Source organism: Mycobacterium sp. NGS63 (assembly GCF_059812295.1).
The window spans coordinates 69,940-89,620 of sequence record NZ_JCALCJ010000010.1 but is presented as its reverse complement, the minus strand read 5'-3'; the positions used below and the strand labels follow the sequence as shown (position 1 = coordinate 89,620).

General features: G+C 70.7%; 16 protein-coding genes. 9 read left to right on the top strand and 7 right to left on the bottom strand.

The annotated features are described in order from the left end of the window. Nucleotides 1-12 precede the first annotated feature (12 nt). The gene (locus tag AC5Y4Z_RS22855) at nucleotides 13-1,431 is read left to right on the top strand and encodes an NADP-dependent succinic semialdehyde dehydrogenase (RefSeq protein ID WP_499967193.1); all 1,419 of its coding nucleotides are present in this window, start codon (nucleotides 13-15) and stop codon (nucleotides 1,429-1,431) included. 4 nt (nucleotides 1,432-1,435) lie between these two features. On the opposite strand, the gene AC5Y4Z_RS22850 is transcribed toward AC5Y4Z_RS22855, so the two are convergent. From AC5Y4Z_RS22850 to AC5Y4Z_RS22840, 3 genes are all read right to left on the bottom strand, one after another. After that, nucleotides 1,436-2,377, bottom strand: a complete 942-nt coding sequence (locus AC5Y4Z_RS22850) for a R2-like ligand-binding oxidase (protein WP_499967192.1) — start codon at nucleotides 2,375-2,377, stop codon at nucleotides 1,436-1,438. Between the two features lie 11 nt (nucleotides 2,378-2,388). After that, nucleotides 2,389-3,078 carry a TetR/AcrR family transcriptional regulator gene (locus AC5Y4Z_RS22845; RefSeq protein ID WP_499967191.1) on the bottom strand — a complete coding sequence of 230 codons (690 nt, stop codon included), beginning with the start codon at nucleotides 3,076-3,078 and terminating at the stop codon, nucleotides 2,389-2,391. Nucleotides 3,079-3,225: 147 nt separating this feature from the next. Beyond that, nucleotides 3,226-4,923 carry an acyl-CoA dehydrogenase family protein gene (locus tag AC5Y4Z_RS22840; RefSeq protein ID WP_499967190.1) on the bottom strand — a complete coding sequence of 566 codons (1,698 nt, stop codon included), beginning with the start codon at nucleotides 4,921-4,923 and terminating at the stop codon, nucleotides 3,226-3,228. A 61-nt stretch (nucleotides 4,924-4,984) separates the two neighbouring features. Between AC5Y4Z_RS22840 and AC5Y4Z_RS22835 the strand changes: the two genes are divergently transcribed. Both AC5Y4Z_RS22835 and AC5Y4Z_RS22830 read left to right on the top strand, forming a co-directional pair. Continuing rightward, nucleotides 4,985-5,965, top strand: a complete 981-nt coding sequence (locus tag AC5Y4Z_RS22835) for a phosphotriesterase family protein (RefSeq protein WP_499967189.1) — start codon at nucleotides 4,985-4,987, stop codon at nucleotides 5,963-5,965. Further along, entirely contained in the window at nucleotides 5,958-7,430 is a 1,473-nt protein-coding gene (locus AC5Y4Z_RS22830) for an AMP-binding protein (protein WP_499967188.1), read from the top strand. The genes AC5Y4Z_RS22835 and AC5Y4Z_RS22830 overlap by 8 nt, the downstream gene beginning before the upstream one ends. On the opposite strand, the gene AC5Y4Z_RS22825 is transcribed toward AC5Y4Z_RS22830, so the two are convergent. Further along, entirely contained in the window at nucleotides 7,396-8,565 is a 1,170-nt protein-coding gene (locus AC5Y4Z_RS22825; RefSeq protein ID WP_499967187.1) for an acyltransferase family protein, read from the bottom strand. The genes AC5Y4Z_RS22830 and AC5Y4Z_RS22825 overlap by 35 nt on opposite strands. A gap of 173 nt (nucleotides 8,566-8,738) precedes the next feature. Between AC5Y4Z_RS22825 and pgfA the strand changes: the two genes are divergently transcribed. Next, nucleotides 8,739-10,052, top strand: coding sequence for a cell envelope lipid trafficking protein PgfA (gene pgfA / locus AC5Y4Z_RS22820; protein ID WP_499967186.1), 1,314 nt, complete (start codon nucleotides 8,739-8,741; stop codon nucleotides 10,050-10,052). 9 nt (nucleotides 10,053-10,061) lie between these two features. Beyond that, nucleotides 10,062-11,726 carry an MmpA family trehalose lipid delivery protein gene (locus AC5Y4Z_RS22815; protein ID WP_499967185.1) on the top strand — a complete coding sequence of 555 codons (1,665 nt, stop codon included), beginning with the start codon at nucleotides 10,062-10,064 and terminating at the stop codon, nucleotides 11,724-11,726. On the opposite strand, the gene AC5Y4Z_RS22810 is transcribed toward AC5Y4Z_RS22815, so the two are convergent. After that, nucleotides 11,710-12,873, bottom strand: a complete 1,164-nt coding sequence (locus AC5Y4Z_RS22810) for a glycosyltransferase family 4 protein (RefSeq protein ID WP_499967184.1) — start codon at nucleotides 12,871-12,873, stop codon at nucleotides 11,710-11,712. The genes AC5Y4Z_RS22815 and AC5Y4Z_RS22810 overlap by 17 nt on opposite strands. 53 nt (nucleotides 12,874-12,926) lie before the next feature. Here AC5Y4Z_RS22810 and AC5Y4Z_RS22805 point away from each other — a divergent pair, with 53 nt between their 5' ends. The 4 genes from AC5Y4Z_RS22805 (at nucleotide 12,927) to AC5Y4Z_RS22790 (ending at nucleotide 17,852) form a co-directional block, all read left to right on the top strand. Continuing rightward, nucleotides 12,927-13,697, top strand: a complete 771-nt coding sequence (locus AC5Y4Z_RS22805; protein WP_499967183.1) for a class I SAM-dependent methyltransferase — start codon at nucleotides 12,927-12,929, stop codon at nucleotides 13,695-13,697. A 42-nt stretch (nucleotides 13,698-13,739) separates the two neighbouring features. Beyond that, nucleotides 13,740-15,206 carry an aldehyde dehydrogenase gene (locus tag AC5Y4Z_RS22800; RefSeq protein ID WP_499967182.1) on the top strand — a complete coding sequence of 489 codons (1,467 nt, stop codon included), beginning with the start codon at nucleotides 13,740-13,742 and terminating at the stop codon, nucleotides 15,204-15,206. A gap of 503 nt (nucleotides 15,207-15,709) precedes the next feature. Next, the gene (locus tag AC5Y4Z_RS22795; protein WP_499967309.1) at nucleotides 15,710-16,276 is read left to right on the top strand and encodes a TetR/AcrR family transcriptional regulator; all 567 of its coding nucleotides are present in this window, start codon (nucleotides 15,710-15,712) and stop codon (nucleotides 16,274-16,276) included. A 112-nt stretch (nucleotides 16,277-16,388) separates the two neighbouring features. Further along, nucleotides 16,389-17,852, top strand: coding sequence for a PE family protein (locus tag AC5Y4Z_RS22790; RefSeq protein ID WP_499967181.1), 1,464 nt, complete (start codon nucleotides 16,389-16,391; stop codon nucleotides 17,850-17,852). A 7-nt stretch (nucleotides 17,853-17,859) separates the two neighbouring features. On the opposite strand, the gene AC5Y4Z_RS22785 is transcribed toward AC5Y4Z_RS22790, so the two are convergent. Continuing rightward, nucleotides 17,860-18,156, bottom strand: a complete 297-nt coding sequence (locus AC5Y4Z_RS22785; protein WP_499967180.1) for a hypothetical protein — start codon at nucleotides 18,154-18,156, stop codon at nucleotides 17,860-17,862. After that, a complete protein-coding gene (locus tag AC5Y4Z_RS22780) occupies nucleotides 18,153-19,655 on the bottom strand; it encodes a class I adenylate-forming enzyme family protein (protein WP_499967179.1) in 1,503 nt (500 codons plus the stop codon). The genes AC5Y4Z_RS22785 and AC5Y4Z_RS22780 overlap by 4 nt, the downstream gene beginning before the upstream one ends. Nucleotides 19,656-19,681 lie beyond the last annotated feature (26 nt).

Sequence of the window (19,681 nt, the reverse complement as noted above, 5' to 3'; positions counted from 1 at the left end):
GAAGGATTCACCGTGCCCATCGCCACGATCAACCCGGCCACCGGCGAGACAGTCAAGACCTTCACCCCCGCCACCGACGACGAGGTCCAGGCGGCGATCGCCCGCGCCTACGAGCGCTTCCTCGACTACCGCCACTCCACCACCTACGCCCAGCGCGCGCAGTGGGCCAACGCGACGGCCGACCTGCTCGAGGCCGAGGCGGAGGAGACCGCCGCCCTGATGACCCTGGAGATGGGCAAGACGCTGGCCTCGGCCAAGGCCGAGGCGATCAAGTGCGCCAAGGGTTTTCGCTACTACGCCGAGAACGCCGAGCAGCTGCTGGCCGACGAGCCCGCCGATGCCGGCAAGGTGGGCGCGGCCAAGGCCTACACCCGCTACCAGCCGCTCGGGGTGGTGCTGGCGGTGATGCCGTGGAACTTCCCGCTGTGGCAGGCCGTGCGGTTCGCCGCGCCGGCGCTGATGGCCGGCAACGTCGGCATCCTCAAGCACGCGTCGAACGTGCCGCAGTGCGCGCTGTACCTCGCCGACGTCATCGCCCGCGGCGGCTTCCCCGAGGGCTGCTTCCAGACGCTGCTGGTGCCGTCCAGCGCCGTAGAGACCATCCTGCGCGACCCTCGCGTCGCGGCGGCCACCCTGACCGGCAGTGAGCCGGCCGGCCAGTCGGTGGCCGCCATCGCCGGCGACGAGATCAAACCCACCGTGCTCGAACTCGGCGGCAGCGACCCGTTCATCGTGATGCCGTCGGCGAACCTGGACGAGGCGGTCAAGACCGCGGTGACCGCCCGGGTGCAGAACAACGGCCAGTCCTGCATCGCGGCCAAGCGGTTCATCGCCCACGCCGACATCTACGACGCGTTCGTCGAGAAGTTCGTCGAGCGGGTCAAGGCGCTCAAGGTCGGCGACCCGACCGATCCCGACACCGACGTGGGCCCGCTGGCCACCGAGTCGGGCCGCGACGAAGTCGCCAAGCAGGTGGAGGACGCCGCCGCGGCCGGCGCGGTGATCCGTTGCGGCGGTGAGCGTCTCGACCGGCCGGGGTGGTACTACCCGCCGACGGTCGTCACCGACATCACCAAGGACATGGCCCTGTACTCCGAAGAGGTGTTCGGCCCGGTCGCCTCGGTGTACAAAGCCGCCGACATCGACGAGGCCATAGAGATCGCCAACGCCACGACCTTCGGGCTGGGGTCCAACGCCTGGACCGACGACGAGGCCGAGCAGCAACGCTTCATCGACGGCATCGAGGCCGGGCAGGTCTTCATCAACGGGATGACCGTCTCCTACCCCGAACTGCCGTTCGGCGGCGTGAAGCGCTCCGGCTACGGCCGCGAACTCGCCGGCCTCGGCATCCGCGAGTTCTGCAACGCCAAGACGGTCTGGATCGGGTCGTCCGACCAGGGCGACTCCGGCGGCGGCAAGAAGGTCGAGTGACGCGCTAAGCCGACGCGGTCGCCAGCGCCTTCTCGTCCTCGTCGGCGAAGGTGTCCTCCAGCTGCACCGGCGAGTAGTCGAGGTCGATCTCTTCGACCGGGCGCCCGCGTGCGCTGTTGATGGTGCCGAAGCGCCGCATCCCCTTGTCGGCGGCGTACTGCATGAACTCGTCGACAGAGAGGCCGAAGGGCATCGGGTCGTACAGGGAGAAGCCCTCCTCGATGAGGCGCAGCCCCAGCGGCATCAGTTCGTTCATCCGCCCCTCGAACACGCCCCAATTGGCGTCGTCGGCGGCGACGTGACGCCGGCAGGTGAAGGTGCCCCACGCCATGTGGCGCCGCTCGTCGTCGCCGATGCGCCGCACCAGTTCCTGCATGCCGGGCAGGATGCCGCGTTCCACGCAGATCTTGTGCCAGCCGAAGTAGCCGGTCAGCGCGAGCATGCCCTCGACCATGTGGTTGTAGGTGACCGACGCACGGACCTGGGCGGCCGGTGACGGATCGTCGGTCAACGCGTTGAGGCAGTTCGGCAACTCCTCGCAGAAGATCGTGCGGTAGGTGGGGATGTCGTCGAGGTAGGCGTGCAGGTCGTCGGTGACGCCGACGGCGTCGAGCCACATCCGGAACACCTGCACGTGCTTGGCTTCCTCGAACGCGAACTGCGTCAGGTACATCTCGTCGCCCAGCCGCCCCTCGGCGCGCATCGCGGCCATGAACGGCTGGATGTCCTCGGTCACCGCCTCCTCACCGGCGATGAACTCGGCGCACAGGCGGGTCGCGTAGTGGCGTTCGTCGTCGGTCAGCCGCTCCCAGTCCGCGCGATCGCGGGAGAAGTCGATGTCGGCCGGGTTCCAGAACTTCGCGTTGCCGCCGGCAAAAAGCTTGAGCGGCAAGCTGTCCCAGTTGAGTCCGCCCTTGACCATCGAACCCATACTCGTCCGTGTCATGGTGACCTCCTTCAGATCATTTCGGGGCTGGGTTGGCGGCCGGCCTCGGCCGGTTGCGGCACGCGGGCGAACGCCGCCTTCAACGCCGCGACGAGCCGGCGCACGGCCAGCGCCGGCTGTTCCGGCGTGGGCTCGTCGAGGCCCAGGATCGGGTCCAGGCCGCGCATGTAGGGAGCGAGCGCCAGGTGCGGGAAGATCAACAGCAACAGCGACAGCAGCACGTCGGTGTCCGCGTCGTGGCGCAGATCTCCGCGCGTCTGCGCGGCGTGCACCAGCGGACGCAGCACCTCCAGATAGTGCCGGTGGATGACGTTGCGCACGCTGACGCGGGCCTCGGTGTCGACCTCGAGGGTCGCCGCGGCGTGCAGCGCGCGTTCGTGCGGGTGTTCGGCGTAGTAGGCCACCCAGCCGTCGAGCAGGTCGGTGAGGTGGTCGAAGAAGGGGCGGGTCGGGTCGAGCTCGACGATCAGGTCCTCCATGTAGGCGCGCACCCGCTGGCTGCCGATGTCGGCGATGAAGGCGTACAGGTCGCGCTTGTCCGCGAAGTACTGGAAGAGGCTGCCCTTGGCCACCCCGGCCCGGCGGGCGATGACGTTGAGGCTGCCGCCGGAAAACCCGTGCGCGCCGAACTCGGCCTCCGCCGCTTCGATCACCGCCGCACGGCGCGCGGGATCCACTCTCGCCCAGGTCACTGTCGGCATTGGCGGCCTCCCTCGCGTCGATGACCACTGGTCATTCTACTGTGAGCTGCGTCATAGTCAATGCGTTTGCCGGGGCTCGAGTGTGCGTCTAGCCGCACCCCCGTAGCCGAGCGTGCGGACAAGCGCACGCTCGGCACGGATCAAGGATCACGGGCGCATCGAATACGCGCCGTTGAGCGGCAGCACGCGCTCCTTCCAGATCTGGTCGTCGCGCGCGCGGTCGTGGACCGGGCGCCGGATCATCCGCATCGCCAGGCGGGCCTGCTCGTCCGTCGTCGACGGCTTGTCGCCGAGTTCCACTGCGTAGCTGTTGAAGTCGCGCACCAGCACGGCGAAGATCGCGTCGATCAACGCCTCGTCCACGTCCGACAGCAGCGCCTCCTCCAGGATGAGCTGCGCGTAGGGCACCGTCGCGAACAGCTGACCCACCGCGAACGCGAAGTCAATGTCCTTCTGCTGCACCGCATCCGGGGTGGCGCTGGCCAGCATCTCGGTGAGCACGTCGATCTGCTCGCGCAGCAGCGCGACGTTAGGCAGGTGCCCGAGGCCCGCGAACGGCGCGCGCCAGTCGTGAAACCGCACCTTGCCCAGCCCCCCGGTGGGCCCCTGGGCGAACAGGAACGTGTCGTCGGCGGCGTCGTCGCGGCGGTCGATCACGGGCAGCTCGGCGGTCGGCGCGAACAGGAAGTTGGGCATGAACTTGCCCAGCAGCCCGATGTTGATGTGCACCGTGCCCTCCAGCCGGGGCAGCAGGCCGATCTCGCGGGTGACGGCCTCGAAGAAGGTGTCCTTCTCGACGCCCTTGGCGGCGATGACATCCCACAGCGCAATGACGACCCGCTCGCCCTCGCTGGTGATCTTCGCCTTGGTGAGCGGGCTGTAGAGCAGGTAGCGGCGGTCGGCCGCCGAGGCGCTGCGCATGTAGTCGCAGGCCCGGGTGGCGACCAGCTTCATCGCGGCCAGGCGCACGTAGGCGTCGGTGAGCAGCCGACGCACGTGGGAGAAGTCGGTGACCAGCGTCCCGTACAGCGAGCGGTTGGCCGCGTGGGTGACCGCCTCGTACATGGCGTGGGTGCACATGCCGATCGCGCCCCAGCCCAGGTTGTACTTGCAGACGTTGACGGTGTTGAGGGCGGCGTGGAAGGCGCCGGGGCCGCGGTGCAACAGGTCGGCCTCGGTGACCGGGTAGTCACGCAGCGCGTAGTTGGCGACGAAGTTCTGCGAGTTCACCACGTTCTTGATCAGCTCGTAGCGGTCGTGGCGCGAGTCGGCGGCGAAGAAGACGTACTCGTCAGAGCCGCCGATCTTGCCGAACGTGGACACCATCCGCGCCACGTTGGCGTTGCCGATGTAGTACTTCTCGCCGTTGGCGACCCAGCCGTGTTCGGCGGGCGTCAGGATCATGTCGGTCTGGTAGACGTCGGCGCCGTGGGTCTGCTCGGAAAGGCCGAAGCCGAACACCTCGCCGGCCTCCAGCTGCGCGGCGGCCTTGCGCTTGGCGTCCTCGTTGTCGCTCATCCAAATCGGGCCCAGGCCCAGGGCGGTGACCTGGAACGGGTACCAGTAGCTCAGCCCGTAGAAGCCCACGATCTCGGCGAACTCGCTGATCCGGTAGGTGTCCCAGCGGCAATCGCTCGCCCCGTACTCCGCGGGCGTGAGCAGGGAGGCGAAGATGCGCTCGCGCCCGACATGGTCCAGGAAGTCGGAGTACCACACCCGGTTGTGGTCCTCAGCCTTCAGCCGGGCCTTGCCGCGGGACTCGAAGAAGTCCACCGTCGCGGCCATGATCTCGCCCGAGCGGCGATCGGGGTAGCGGCGTTGCAAGCGGTTGGGATTGAGCAACATGGGGGCAACGTAGCGCAAAGGGCCCTGTCGGTGAACCGCCATTCGACCTAGCATCGAGGCCGTGTCAGAACTCAATACCGCCCGCGGCCCCATCGACACCGGCGACCTCGGCGTGACCCTCATGCACGAGCACGTGTTCATCATGACCACCGAGATCGCCCTGAACTATCCCGAAGCCTGGGGCGACGAGGAAAAGCGGGTGGCCGACGCGATCGACCGGCTCAACGAGCTCAAGTCGCGCGGCGTGGACACCATCGTCGACCTCACCGTGATCGGGCTGGGCCGCTACATCCCGCGCATCGCGCGCGTCGCCGCGGCCACCGAGCTGAATATCGTTGTGGCGACCGGGCTTTACACCTACAACGACGTCCCGTTCCGGTTCCACTACGAGGGCCCGGGCGGGCTGCTGGACGGCCCGGAGATCATGACCGAGATGTTCGTGCGCGACATCGAGCAGGGCATCGCCGACACCGGCATCAAGGCCGGCATTCTCAAGTGCGCCACCGACGAGCCGGGCATCACCCCGGGCGTCGAGCGGGTGCTGCGCGCCGTCGCCCAGGCGCACAAGCGCACCGGGGTCCCGATCTCCACCCACACCCACGCCGGGCTGCGCCGCGGGCTGGAGCAGCAGCGCATATTCGAGGAGGAGGGCGTCGACCTGAGCCGCGTGGTGATCGGGCATTCCGGCGATTCCACGGACGTCGGCTACCTCGAGGAGCTGATCTCCGCCGGCTCGTACCTCGGCATGGACCGGTTCGGCATCGACGTGATACTTCCGTTCGAGGAACGGGTCGGCATCGTGGCGACGATGTGCGAGCGCGGGCACGCCGACAAGATGGTGCTCTCGCACGACGCCAACTGCTACTTCGACGCGCTGCCCGAAGACTTGGTGCCGCAGATCGCGCCGAACTGGCACTACCTGCACATCCACAACGACGTGATCCCCGCCCTCAAGGAGCGCGGCGTCACCGACGAGCAGTTGCACACCATGCTCGTCGACAACCCGCGGCGGATCTTCGAGCGTCAGGGCGCTTATGAGTGAGCCGGTCCCGCCGATCGGCACCCAGATCTCCCAGCTTGCCCAACTCGCTCCCGACGAGCCCGCCGTCACCTGCGACGGGCTGACCCTCACCCGCGCCGAGTTCGATGCGTCGACCAACCGGCTGGCCCGCGCCTACGCCGAGCGCGGCGTCCAGGTGGGCGACTACGTGACGATGGTGCTGCCCAATTCCGTGGAGTGGATTCAGGCGGCGGTGGCGTGCTGGAAGCTGGGCGCGGTGCCGCAGCCGCTGTCGGCGCGGCTGCCGGACGCGGAGCTGCAAGGGCTGCTGGAGCTGCGGCCACCGGCGCTGCTGGTCGGTCGCGACCATTCCGAAATGCCAAGTGTGCCAGCGGGTTTCGTGCCCGACCCGGCGACCTCGGACGCCGCGCTGCCCGAGGCCGTCTCGCCGGTGTGGAAGGCGATGGGGTCCGGCGGCAGCACCGGCCGGCCCAAGCTCATCGAGTCCGGTGGCGACAGCCGGATCCCGGCCGCCATCGGCTATCCGCTGGGCGCGCAGGAGGGCGACACCACCCTGGTGCCGATCCCGCTGTCCCACAACACCGGCTTCACCACCGCGACGATCGCGCTGCTGATGCGCCATCACCTGGTGGTGATGAGCCGCTTCGACCCGCAGCAGTTCCTCCGGCTGATCACCGATCATCGCGTGACGTTCCTGACGACGGTGCCGACGATCATGCAGCGGGCGCTGCCCGTCTACCACGGCGATCCCGGGTCCTACGACCTGTCGTCGCTGCGCCGCTTCTGGCACATGGGGGCGCCCTGCCCGCCGGCCATCAAGCAGGCGTGGATCGACCTGCTGGGCCCGGAGAAGGTCTGGGAACTCTACGGCGGCACCGAATTACAGGCGCTGACGTTCATCTCCGGCGACCAGTGGCTGACGCATCGCGGGTCGGTCGGCGTCGTGGTCGCCGGGGAGATGAAGGTGCTCGACGACGACGGCACCGAGTGCCCGCCCGGGGTGGTCGGCGAGATCTACATGCGCCCCGCGCCCGGCAGCGCGCCGACCTACCGCTACGTCGGCGTCACCGCGAAGAGCCGCGACGGCTGGGACTCGCTGGGCGATCTGGGCTACTTCGACGCCGACGGGTTCCTGTACCTGTCGGACCGCCGGGTCGACATGTTCACCGTCGGCGGCCGCAACGTCTACCCCGCCGAGATCGAGAACGCGCTGTCGGCGCACCCGGAGGTGATGTCCTGCCTGGTCGTCGGCGTACCGCACGAGGACCTCGGCCAGGTGCCCTACGCGCTGGTGCACGCCGCCGACGGGTCGGCACTGGACGCCGAGGGCGTGAACGCGTTTCTGCGCGAACGCATCTCGGGCTACAAGGTGCCGCACACGGTGGAATTCGTCGACTCGCCGCTGCGCGACGACGCCGGCAAGGCGCGGCGATCGGCGGTCCGCGACGAGATCATGGCGCGATTGCGTCCGCCTCAACGTCTGTGACCCGCTCTTGGGGCGGTTCGTGGCGGTTCTCCCAGCGGCGCAACGCTTCCCGGCAGGGGGATTCGACCAAGCCGTAGCTGACCGCGGCGATCGCCCAGCCGAAGATCAGCGTGAACACCAGCACCTGCGGCATGCGGCCGGTGAACGGGAATATCCCGAGCACCGGGAACACCATCGCCAACGCGGCCAGGTGCCACACGAACAGTCCGTAGGACCAGCGCCCCAGCGTCACCATGGCGGTGGTGCCCAGCACCCGGTGCGGGGTGTCGGGGCGGTCCAGCACCAGCGGGGCGACCAACGCGAACGCCACCACCGAGCCCGCCGCCGTCTTGACCGCGAACTGCGCGGCGGTGCCGGGCACCAGGCCCTCCGGGCCGGCCAGCGGCGACGCCGCCACCAGGTAGGCCGCCACGGCCACCGCGGCCATCACCACCCGGCGGCGGGCCAGCCGGTGCGGCAGGCCGATCCCGCTGTGCACCCATTCGGCCAGCAGCATGCCGGCGGCGAACCACGAGAAGAAGGCCGGCGGCCAGTTGAGCGGATTGATGCCCGATCCCGAGTGCACCGGCACCCAGCCCCAGGCCCAGCTGAGCGCCGCCAGCGCGGCGATCGCGGGCACCCGGGCGCCGACCGGAAGCCGGCGGGCCAGCAACGCCAGCACCGGCAACGCCAGGTAGAAGGTGACCTCGACGGACAGGCTCCACATCTGGGTCAGCCCGCCGGTCAGGGTGAGCGGCACATAGATCTGGGTGAGCGTCAGGTTGGCCAGCCACACCATCGGGCTCGCGTGATCCGCGTCGGGCAGCAGGGTCAGGATCACCACCACCGCCACCACGTAGGCGGGCATGATGCGGACCACCCGCGAGCGCAGGTAGTGACCGGTGCGCGGGCGCGAGCCCACCCCCCGCGCGGCCGCCGCGTGCCCGCGCCACAGCAGGAACCCCGACAGCGCGAAGAAAACGGCCACCGCGAGGTCGAAGCGGCCGAACAGCCGGCCCGCGCCGCCGCTGGAATGTCCCGTCTGAAACGCGACGTGGGTGACCACCACGCCCATGGCCGCGCACGCGCGCATGCCCTCGACGGCGGGCAGGAAGCTGCGGATCCCGCCCACCCGCTGGCCATCCGTCACGTTCAACAGTGTGCCCTCGTGTGGTATCGGACGGATTGGGTATCCGGCGCGGGGCGCGTCATTTCGGCGGGCCTCGTAAGCCGGGGCCTTAAATTCTGCTGTTAGGGTCGAACGGGCTTGCCACGCTGCTTGGTCAGGTTCCAGCGGCCACGAGGGATCCACGAGGAGGGCACAGCCACGTGAACCGAGCAGTCATGTTGCGGTTTGCCGCATGCGCGATCATCGGACTCGGGGCCGCCCTGCTGATCGCCGCGCTGCTGCTGTCGACATACACCAGCAGCAGGATCACCAAGGTGCCGCTGAACATCGACGCGACGCTGGTCAGCGACGGCACCGCCATGCAGGCCCTCGACTCGGCGTCGTTGGCCACCGACCACCTCGTGGTCAACCAGAACGTGCCACTGGTGTCCCAGCGGCAGATCAGCGTCGAATCCCCCGCCAACGCCGACGTCGTCACCCTGCAGGCCGGCACGTCGGTCCGGCGCACCGACAAGCAAAAAGACAGCGGGCTGTTGCTGGCGATCGTCGACACCGTCACCCTCAACCGCAAGACGGCGATGGCCGTCTCCGACGACACCCACCCCGGCGGCTCGCTGCAGAAGCCGCGCGCGTACAACGACGAGAACCCGCCCACCGCCCAGCCACTGCGCCACGACGGGCTGTCCTACCGGTTCCCCTTCCACACCGAGAAGAAGACCTACCCCTACTTCGACCCCATCGCGCAGAAGCCGTTTGACGTCAACTACGACACCGAGGAGGACGTCAACGGCCTGACCACGTACCGCTTCACGCAGAACGTCGGCTACAACGCCGACGGCAAGCTGGTGGCCCCGGTCGCGTACCAGTCGCTGCTGGCCGGCCAGGAGGACGCCAAGCAGACCACGTCGGCGGGGATGTGGGGGGTCCAGGGCGGCGATCCGGCCGAGCAGATCACCATGACCCGCTACTACGCCGCGCAGCGGACCTTCTGGGTGGACCCGGTGTCGGGCACCATCGTCAAGGAGACCGAGCACGCCAACCACTACTTCGCCCGCGACCCGCTCAAGCCGGAGATGACGCTGGTCGAGTACAAGGTCAAGACCAACGAAGACACCGTCGAGTCGCAGGTCAACGCGGCCCGTGACGAGCGCGACCGCCTGGCGCTGTGGTCGCGGGTGCTGCCCATTACGTTCACGGCGGTCGGCCTGATCGCGCTGATCGGCGGAGCGGTGCTCGCCTCCTTCAGCCTGCGCACCGAGAGCGCGCTGACCGACCCGGGGCTGGACCGCACCGACCAGGAATTCTTCGGCCGCAGCGGCCTCGAGGAACCGGTGCCCGGCGCCGAGGCCGAGACCGAGAAGCTGCCCACGCAGCGTCCCGCCCCGCGCGATGATCCGGCCGCGCCCGCCCCCGACGCACCCACGCTGGGCGCCGGCGAGCCGGTGGAACCCCCCGAGCCCGGGCCGCCCGCCGCGGGACCGCCGGAGTCACCCGGCCCGCCCGAACGGCCCTAGCTGCCTCGGATGCGCTGGACCCGGCCGGGGTACGCGCTGCTGCTGGCGCTCCTGGTGGTCGGGCCGCTCCTGGCGCCCGGGTATCTGCTGCTGCGCGACGCGGTGTCGACGCCGCGCTCGTATCTGTCCGATGCCGCCCTGGGCCTGACGGCGGCGCCGCGGGCGACGCCCCAGGACTTCGCGGTGGCGCTCGCCTCGCACGTGCTCGACGGCGGCGTCGTGGTGAAGGCGCTGCTGGTGGCGGGGCTGTGGCTGGCGGGGTGGGGCGCGGCCCGGCTGGTCGCCGTCGCGCTGCCCGACGCGGGCACGCCCGGCGAGTTCGTCGCGTGCACCCTGGCGATCTGGAATCCCTATGTCGCCGAACGACTTCTGCAGGGGCACTGGAGCCTGCTGGTCGGCTACGGCTGCCTGCCCTGGGTCGCGGCCGCGGTGCTGCGGCTGCGCGCGGGATCCGGCTCGTTTTCCGGGTTGGTGTTCTGGATCGCGTTGGCCGGGCTGACCCCGACCGGTCTGCTGCTGGCGGCGGCGGCGGGGCTGGTGTGCGTCACGGCCCCGGGTGCGGGGCGCTCGCGCGTGTGGTGCGCAGCGGTGACGCTGGGCGCCGCGCTGGTGGCCGCGGCGCCCTGGCTGACCGCGGCGCTGCTGGGCTCGTCGTTGCGCGCGGGCGCGGCGCTCGGGGTGGGCGCGTTCGCGCCGCGCGCCGAGCCCGGCCTGGGCACGCTGGCCAGCCTGGCCAGCCTGGGCGGCATCTGGAACGGCGAGGCCGTACCGGCTTCGCGGGCAACGCTTTTCGCGGTGTCGTCCGCCGTGGTGCTGCTCGGGGTGGTGGCCGCCGGGCTGCCGGTGGTGGCGCGCCGCCGCCCGGCGGTGCCGCTGCTCGTGCTGGCCGCGGTGTCCGTGCTGGCGCCGGCCCTGTTGGCGACCGGCCCGGGGCTGCACGCGCTGCGCGCGCTGGTGGACGCCGCGCCCGGGTTCGGGGTGCTGCGCGACGGGCAGAAGTGGGTGGCGCTGGCGGTGCCCGGATACACGCTGGCGGGCCCCGGCGCCGTCGTGACGCTGCGGCGCTGGGTGCGGGCCCCGGCGGCGGCGCTGGTCTGCTGCCTCGCGCTGCTCCTGGCGCTGCCGGACCTGGCGTGGGGGGTGTGGGGCAAGGTCACGCCGGTGCGCTACCCGGCGGGGTGGTCGGCGGTGGCGGCGGCGATCAACGGCGACCCGCGCACGGTCGCGGTGCTGCCGGCCGGCACCATGCGGCTGTTTGGTTGGGCGGGCCCGTCGCCGGTGCTCGACCCGCTGCCGCGCTGGGTGCGCGCCGACGTGCTGACCACCGGCGACCTGGCCGTCTCCGGGGTCGTCGTGCCCGGGGAGGGCGATCACGCCCGCGCCGTGCAGGGCCTGCTGCTGGCGGGGGCCGACCCGGCGACGCTGGCCCGGGCCGGCGTGGGCTGGCTCGTCGTCGAATCCGACAGCGCCGGCGACACAGGCGCCGCCGCCCGCACGCTCGACGCGCTGACGCCGGTCCACCGCGACGGCCGGCTGACGCTTTACCGGCTCGGGGGCGACAGCCCCGGTGTCGCCGGGGCGCGGCGCACCGCCACGCTGATCGCGCACCTCGCGTGGCTGGCGATGCTGGTCGTGGGGGCTGTCGGCGCTCTGGCTGCTAAACGACGCCGCTGACGAACTCGCCGGTTTGGACCGCCTGCAGCACGCCGCGCATCGCGTCGGCGCTCTGGGTCCAGGAGAACTCGCCGCTGCGCGTCTGCGCCTTCGCGCCGAGCTGATCGCGCAGCACCGGGTCCGCGAGCAGTTCTTCGAGGCGGTCCTCCAGTTCGGCGCGGCTGTCCACCAAGATCCCGGTCACCCCGTCGACGATGGAGTCGGACAGCCCGCCCGAGGAGCGGTAGCCGATGGTGGGCACCCGATGCTGGGCCGCCTCGACCACCGCCAGGCCCCAGCCCTCCTTGCGCGACGGCAGCACGTGCACCCAGGAGCCTTGCAGCACATGGTGTTTGGTCACGTGGTCGACGTGGCCGTGGAAGGTCACCGCGCCGGACATGCCGAGCCGTTGCGCGTGGTCGACGAGCCGCCGGCGCCACCAGCCGTCGCCGACGATGTCGAGGTGCAGACCGGCCATGTTGGGGTTTCTTTGCCGCAGCGCGGCGACGGCTTCCAGCGCGTCCTCGATCTGCTTGTGCGGCACCAGCCGCGAGAGCACCACGACCCTCGGCACGGCCGAGCGCGGACCGGACAGCGACCGCGCGGGCGCCTCGTCGAGGCCGTTGCGCACCACCGCGATCTGTTCGTTGGCCACGCCGAGCGCGACGAGGTCGCGCGCCGACGGCAGCGACACCGTCACGTACTGGTTGCGCCGGTTGAGCCGCGGCGACAACCACGACTCCACGAACCAGCCGATCCGGCCGAGCACCGGCCCGGCCACCGGCCATTGCTCGCGGTGGCAGTGGTGGACCAGCACGGCCACCCGCCGGCCGTACACCAGCCGGGCCAAGAACGGCAGGCCGTTCTGGGTGTCGACGACCACGTCGGGGCGCACCGCGCGCAGCGGCCCCAGACCGATGCGCGCCGCGCCCATGGCCAGCAGCGCCCACACGTAGACGGAGTACCGGCCGCCGGCGCGGTGGATGCGCACGCCGTCGACGACTTCGCGGCGCGGCGCGCGCGGATAGCGGGCGGTGCGCAGCGTGACGGCGATCCCCGAGGCGGCCAGCTGCGCGCCGACGCGCTGCAAGTAGGTTTCGCTGCCGCCGCCCTGCGGGTGCCCGGTGTCGCGCCAGCACAGCAGCAGGACCGAGCGGAGAGCAGACATTACCGGTCAGCCTACCGGCGGGGAAACTCGCCGGTGCTGCGTAGGGTTGGCCGGTGGCCATGACTGACGTTTTCGCGCGGCGGGCGACGTTGCGCCGGTCGCTGCGGCTGCTGGCGGCCTTTCGCTACGAGCGCTCCGACCCGGCCCGCTTCTATACCGAACTCGCCGCCGACACCGCGGCGATGGTCGGCGACCTGTGGCGCGCAACCCACGGCGCGCCGCCGGCCGGCCGCACGCTGCTCGACGTCGGCGGCGGCCCCGGATATTTCGCGGCGGCGTTCGGCGATGCCGGCCTGCGGTACGTCGGCGTGGAACCGGATCCCGACGAGATGCACGCGGCGGAACCGGCTTTCGCGCGCTCATCCGCGCAATTCGTCCGGGCGTCGGGCATGGCGCTGCCGTTCGCCGACGACTCGGTGGACATCTGCCTGTCCTCCAACGTGGCCGAACACGTCCCGCGGCCCTGGCAGCTCGGCGGCGAGATGCTGCGGGTGACCCGGCCCGGTGGGCTGGTCGTGCTCTCCTACACCGTGTGGCTGGGCCCGTTCGGCGGTCACGAGATGGGCCTGACCCACTACCTCGGCGGCGCCCGGGCCGCCGCGCGCTACTCCCGCAAGCACGGCCACCCGGCCAAAAACAACTACGGGTCGTCGTTATTCGCGGTGTCGGTCGCCGACGGGCTGAGCTGGGCGACGAGCACGGGCGCCGCGGTGGCCGCATTTCCTCGCTACCACCCCCGATGGGCGTGGTGGCTGACCTCGGCGCGGGGGCTGCGCGAGTTCGCGGTGAGCAATCTGGTGCTGGTGCTCTCGCCCCGAGAATGAAACATGTTCTCGTTTTGCTTCGGCTTGGGTAGGGTGGCGCGCATGGGTGACGTTACGACCGAATACGACAAGCTTTTCATCGGCGGCAAGTGGACCGAACCGTCGACCGACGAGGTCATCGAGGTGCACTGCCCGGCGACCGGCGAGTACGTCGGCAGGGTGCCGATGGCCGCCGCCGCCGACGTCGACGCCGCGGTCGCCGCGGCGCGCGCCGCGTTCGACAGCGGGCCGTGGCCCGCGACGCCGCCCAAGGAGCGCGCGGCCGTCATCGCCAAGGCCAACCAGCTGCTCGACGAGCGCAAGGAGCTGTTCGCCAAGCTGCTCGCCGACGAGACCGGCCAGCCGCCGATGACCATCGAGACGATGCACTGGATGGGCTCGATGGGGGCGATGAGCTTCTTCGCCGGCCCCGCCGTCGACCAGGTCAAGTGGCGGGAGATCCGCAACGGCTCCTACGGGCAGACCATCGTGCACCGCGAGCCGATCGGCGTAGTGGGCGCGATCATCGCATGGAACGTGCCGCTGTTCTTGGCGGTCAACAAGCTGGGCCCGGCGCTGCTGGCCGGCTGCACGGTGGTGCTCAAGCCGGCCGCCGAAACCCCGTTGACGGCAAACGCTTTGGCGGAGGTGTTCGCCGATGCGGGCCTGCCCGAGGGGGTGCTGTCGGTGGTGCCCGGTGGGATCGAGACCGGGCAGGCGCTGACCTCCAACCGCGACGTCGACCTGTTCACCTTCACCGGCAGCTCGGGCGTCGGCAAGGAGATCGGCCGGCGCGCCGCGGAGATGCTCAAGCCGTGCACGCTGGAGCTCGGCGGGAAATCGGCGGCCATCGTCCTCGAGGACGTCGACCTGGCCGCCGCGGTCCCGATGATGGTGTTCGCCGGGATCATGAACACCGGGCAGGCCTGTGTGGGCCAGACCCGCATCCTGGCGCCGCGGTCGCGGTACGACGAAATCGTCGACGCGGTAAGCGCTTTCGTGCAGGCACTGCCGGTCGGACCGCCGTCGGACCCGGCCGCCCAGATCGGGTCGCTGATCAGCGAGAAGCAGCGCGCCCGGGTCGAGGGCTACATCGCCAAGGGCATCGAGGAGGGCGCCCGGCTGGTGTGCGGCGGCGGGCGCCCCGAGGGTCTGGACAACGGGTTCTTCGTGCAGCCAACGGTATTCGCCGACGTCGACAACAAGATGACCATCGCCCAGGAGGAGATCTTCGGGCCGGTGCTGTCCATCATCCCCTACGACACCGAGGAGGACGCGATCAAGATCGCCAACGACTCGGTGTATGGCCTGGCCGGCAGCGTGTGGACCTCCGACGTGCCGAAGGGCATCGAGATCTCGGAGAAGATCCGCACCGGCACGTACGCGATCAACTGGTACGCCTTCGACCCGTGCTGTCCGTTCGGCGGCTACAAGAACTCCGGCATCGGCCGCGAGAACGGCCCGGAGGGCGTGGAGCACTTCACCCAGCACAAGAGCGTGCTGATGCCGATGGGCTACACGGTCGAGTAGCTTTTAGCCCGCGCCGAAGACCCCGCCGAGCGTGACGACATGGCGGGGTTTTCGCGTTTTTTCCGCCCTGACTGCACGTTCGGCGTTACGGCGGTGGCCGGACAGATTATGCAATACGGCATATAAACCGGTCCGCCACGCCCGTGCTGATCGCGATCGCTGTGCCCTCCGCACGCCGTTTGCCGTGCTGTGCGGGTTGCTTAGGGAATAAAAGTTGCTTACTGGACTGCTGTCTTATATGCTTCTCAGCATAATCATGGGCCTAACACAGGCCGGGAGAGAATAATGTGGATCATCGAGCTCAACGTCGCCGGCTACCAGTTCACTCGGCAGATGCCCGACTTCAAGCGGCGGCCGTTCCGGTTCAGCCGTAATATGCACTGGCCCATAGTGCGGCACTCGCACGCTGCATGACGCCAGCCACGGGAGGTACGACAGTGCCGACTCGCACCGACGCCAAGGCGGCCACCCCGCGAACGAAACGCTGCGACACCCGCACGAAGATGCTGGTCAGCGCCGCCGAGGTGATGCGCGAGCGCGGTGCGGCCGGGGTGACCATCGACGAGGTGCTCGCCCGCAGCGGCGCACCCCGCGGCTCGGTGTACTACCACTTTCCCGAGGGGCGCAATCAGATTCTCGCCGAGGCGTTGCGGTATTCGGGCGACTCCATCACCACGATGATCGACGACGCCGCCGGGTGGGGCGCCCGGGCGCTGCTGCGCGAGTTCGTCGAGTTCTGGGTGCGCGTGCTGACCGAGGGTGACTTCGCCGCCGGATGTCCGGTGGTCGCCGCGGCGATCGGGTCCGACGACGCCGACCCCAAGCTGTCCGCCGAGGCCGGCGGGATCCTGGGCCGCTGGTGCACCGCGCTGACGCGGGCGTTCGCCAACGACGGCTTCGACGACGCCGACGCCGCGTCGCTGGCGGTGATGGCAATCGCCGCGCTGGAAGGCGCCGTCGTGCTGTCCCGCTCGACCCGCAGCACCGGCCCGTTGCGCCAGGTGGGCGAGCAGCTCGAATTCCTGATCAAGGCAAGGGAATTCGTCATTCGCAACGGAATTCCCGGCTAGTCCGGCAAAACCGTGTGGCGCGGCGAACGTCGCGATACCATTTGCTCCGCAAACGCTGCTCGACAATCGCTTGGTCCCGGCGAGCGAGCCCGATTTCGCCGGAGGTACCGAGATGTCGTTCATGATCGCACAACCCGACCTGGTGTCCGTCGCCGCCACGGATCTGGCGAGGATCGGGTCGACGCTCACCCAGGCGAACTCCGCGGCGGCGACCCAAACCACGCGGGTGCTGGCCGCGGGCGCCGACGAAGTGTCGGCGGCGGTGGCTGCGTTCTTCGCCGCGCACGGCCAGGGGTATCAGACGCTCAGCGCCCAGGTGGCGTCCTTCCACGACCAATTCGTCCAGGCCCTGAACGCGGGCGCGGGCGCCTATGCCGGCGCCGAGGCGGCCAACGCCGCGGCGGTGGCCAACCCGTGGCAGGCCCTGCAGCAGGAAGTGCTCAACGCGGTCAACACGCCCACCGAGCTGCTGTTGGGCCGACCGCTGATCGGCAACGGCGTCGACGGACTGCCCGGGACCGGGCAGAACGGCGGCGCTGGCGGGCTGTTGTGGGGCAACGGCGGCAATGGCGGGTCGGGCACACCCGCAACCAATTTCGGCCCCGGCGGGCCCGGCGGTAACGGCGGGGCCGCCGGGCTGTGGGGCAACGGCGGCGCGGGCGGCGCCGGCGGGCCCGCGGTCGGCTCCCAGTCCGCCGGCAACGGCGGCGCCGGAGGCGCCGGCGGGATGCTGTTCGGCAACGGCGGCCCCGGCGGGCCGGGCGGGTTTGCCCTCACCCCCACCACGGGAGGCACCGGCGGCAGGGGCGGGGACGCCGTCGGGCTGTTCGGCAGCGGGGGCGCCGGCGGCGACGGCGGCTCCGGCCAGCTCGGCGATTTGCAGAACAGCATCGCCGGCGCCGGCGGCCAGGGCGGCCATGGCGGCCTGCTGCACGGCGACGGCGGCCGCGGCGGCAATGCCGGATTCGCCACCCGCGGCAACGTGGGTGGCAACGGCGGTGCCGGTGGGATGTTCAGCGGCAGCGGCGGCGACGGCGGCAACGGCTCGGGCGGCAAGGTCGGCGGCGGCGGCGGGTCCGCGGGTCTGATCGGCGACGGCGGCGCCGGCGGCACCGGCGGCGCCGCCGATAACTCGATTGCCTTCGAAGCGGGCGGCGCCGGCGGCGCCGGGGGCGCCGGCGGCACCCTGTTGGGCAACGGCGGTCACGGCGGCGCGGGCGGCCAATCCGCCTACAGCGCCGGCGGTGCCGGCGGCGCCGGCGGCAACGCGATCGGGCTGTACGGCGACGGCGGGGCCGGCGGGCAGGGCGGCCAGGGCTTCGGCAACGGCGGCGCCGGCGGCCGCGGCGGCAACGCCGGCCTCACCGGCGGTGGCGGCCGCGGCGGCGACGCCGGGTTCGGCAGCAACCCCTTCGGCGGATCGGTGGGCGGCAACGGGGGCAACGCGCAGTTGATCGGCAACGGCGGGGCCGGCGGCACCGGATTCGGCCCCAGCTCAAGCCAATTCGGCGGGATCGGCGGCACCGGCGGGCTGCTGCTCGGCGTGCCCGGGGCCGACGGGGGGCAGGGGTTCTAGGCGGCGGTCAGTCGCTGGCCGGCAGCGGCTTGACCTCTTTGAGTGACAGCTTGGTCGCGCCGACGCTCAGGCTGCCGGCGCCGGGCTTGGTGACCAGCACCTCGGCGCCGGTCTCGTCGACGTAGCGCTTGCCCATCACCGTGCCGTCGGAGAACGCCGGGTCCAGATCGCCGGAGCGCTCGCCGCCGATCGGCACCATCGGGGCGCCGCCGCAACGCAGATCGTCGAGGCTGTCGGCGCTGCGAACCACGATGACCTGGGTGTCGCACACCTGGCTGGCGAGGCGGGTTCCGTTCTTGATCATGCACTCAATCCCTTTAGCGTTTCGATGATTTCCCGGCGAAGCACTTTGCCCGTCGGCGTCGTCGGCAGCTCGTCGCGAAACACTACCCGGTCGGGGGTGCGCGAGCCGCGCAAACTCTTTCGGACATGCTCGCGCAGTTCCTCGGGGTCGGGATCGGTCCCGTCGGCCGGCACCACCACGGCCACGATCGCCTGGCCCCACTGGGGATCCTCCACGCCGACCACGGCGACGTCGCGGACTCCGGCGTGCTCGATGAGCACCTCCTCCAGCTCGGCGGGCGCGATGTTCTCGCCGCCGCGGATGATGGTGTCGTCGCTGCGCCCGCCGATGAACAGGTAGCCCTCGTCGTCGAGCGTCGCGATGTCTTTGGTTGGGAACCAACCGTTTTCGTCGAGCACCGAGCCGATCCCGGTGTAGCGGCCGGAGACCTGCTCACCACGCACGAACAACTCGCCCGTCTCGCCGGGACCGAGCACCCTGCCCTCGTCGTCGCGGATCTGCAGCTCGACGCCGGGGACGGGGCGCCCGACCGATCCCAGCCGCTTGGCCACGTGCGGCGCTGGCGCGGCCTGCGCCTCGCGGTGATCGTCGGGCGTCAGCACCGCGATGGTCGAGCTCGTCTCGGTCAGGCCGTAGGCGTTGACGAAGCCGACCTGCGGCAGCAGTTCGAGCGCCCGTCGCACCAGCGGCAGCCCCACCTTCGAGCCGCCGTAGGCCAGGTTGCGCAGCGACGGCAGCTCGATCGCCGCCCCGTCGCCGCTCTGCAGCGCGGTGACGATGCGGTCCAGCATGGTCGGCACCACCGTCGCGGTGGTCACCCGCTCGGCGTTGACCAGCCGCACCCATTCCTGGGCGTCGAAGTTGGGCAGGTACACCATCTTTCGGCCCGCATACAGGTTCGACAGCGCGGCGCCCACCCCGGCGATGTGATAGGGCGGCACGCAGATCAGCGCGGCGTCGCTCTCGTCCGCCGACTCGAACTCCACCGTCCCGGTGACGTAGCTGGTCAGGTTGTTGTGCGAGAGCTCGACGGCCTTGGGCTGCGACGTGGTGCCCGACGTGAACAACACGATCGCGACGGACTCCGGGTCGGGGAATTCGCTCGCGGGCTCGGCGTCGCGCGCCGCCGTCAGGAACTCGTCGGAGACCATGACCCGATCCGGCGCGTCCCCCAGCATGTCGCGGTAGCGGGCGTCGACGATCACCAGCGGTTCGGGCAGCCGCTCGATCAGCCCCTGCAGCCCGTCGGCGGAGAGCCGGTAGTTGAGCGGGGTGAACGGCAGACCGGCGCGCGCGGAGGCGAAGATCAGCGCCGGCAGCAGCGCGCCGCCGGTGCCGACGTAGGCCACGTGCTTGGCGCCCGACGCCGCGATGACGCCGGCGCCGCCGTCGGCCAGGTCGCTGAGCTGCTGCGTCGTCAGCCGCAGCTCGCCGTCGACGACGGCCGTGCGATCGGGGTTGCTCGACGCGGCCATCTCGAGCAGCAGTGAAATGCTCATCCCTGATCTTCCTGGAACCCAGCCCG

What these genes read in the sequence shown, in the direction of transcription:
- AC5Y4Z_RS22850 (WP_499967192.1), bottom strand. Translation starts at nt 2,377, where the DNA reads ATGACACGGACGAGTATGGGTTCGATGGTCAAGGGCGGACTCAACTGG.
- AC5Y4Z_RS22845 (WP_499967191.1), bottom strand. Translation starts at nt 3,078, where the DNA reads ATGCCGACAGTGACCTGGGCGAGAGTGGATCCCGCGCGCCGTGCGGCG.
- AC5Y4Z_RS22840 (WP_499967190.1), bottom strand. Translation starts at nt 4,923, where the DNA reads ATGTTGCTCAATCCCAACCGCTTGCAACGCCGCTACCCCGATCGCCGC.
- AC5Y4Z_RS22830 (WP_499967188.1), top strand. Translation starts at nt 5,958, where the DNA reads ATGAGTGAGCCGGTCCCGCCGATCGGCACCCAGATCTCCCAGCTTGCC.
- AC5Y4Z_RS22815 (WP_499967185.1), top strand. Translation starts at nt 10,062, where the DNA reads ATGCGCTGGACCCGGCCGGGGTACGCGCTGCTGCTGGCGCTCCTGGTG.
- AC5Y4Z_RS22810 (WP_499967184.1), bottom strand. Translation starts at nt 12,873, where the DNA reads ATGTCTGCTCTCCGCTCGGTCCTGCTGCTGTGCTGGCGCGACACCGGG.
- AC5Y4Z_RS22800 (WP_499967182.1), top strand. Translation starts at nt 13,740, where the DNA reads ATGGGTGACGTTACGACCGAATACGACAAGCTTTTCATCGGCGGCAAG.
- AC5Y4Z_RS22795 (WP_499967309.1), top strand. Translation starts at nt 15,710, where the DNA reads ATGCTGGTCAGCGCCGCCGAGGTGATGCGCGAGCGCGGTGCGGCCGGG.
- AC5Y4Z_RS22790 (WP_499967181.1), top strand. Translation starts at nt 16,389, where the DNA reads ATGTCGTTCATGATCGCACAACCCGACCTGGTGTCCGTCGCCGCCACG.
- AC5Y4Z_RS22785 (WP_499967180.1), bottom strand. Translation starts at nt 18,156, where the DNA reads ATGATCAAGAACGGAACCCGCCTCGCCAGCCAGGTGTGCGACACCCAG.
- AC5Y4Z_RS22780 (WP_499967179.1), bottom strand. Translation starts at nt 19,655, where the DNA reads ATGAGCATTTCACTGCTGCTCGAGATGGCCGCGTCGAGCAACCCCGAT.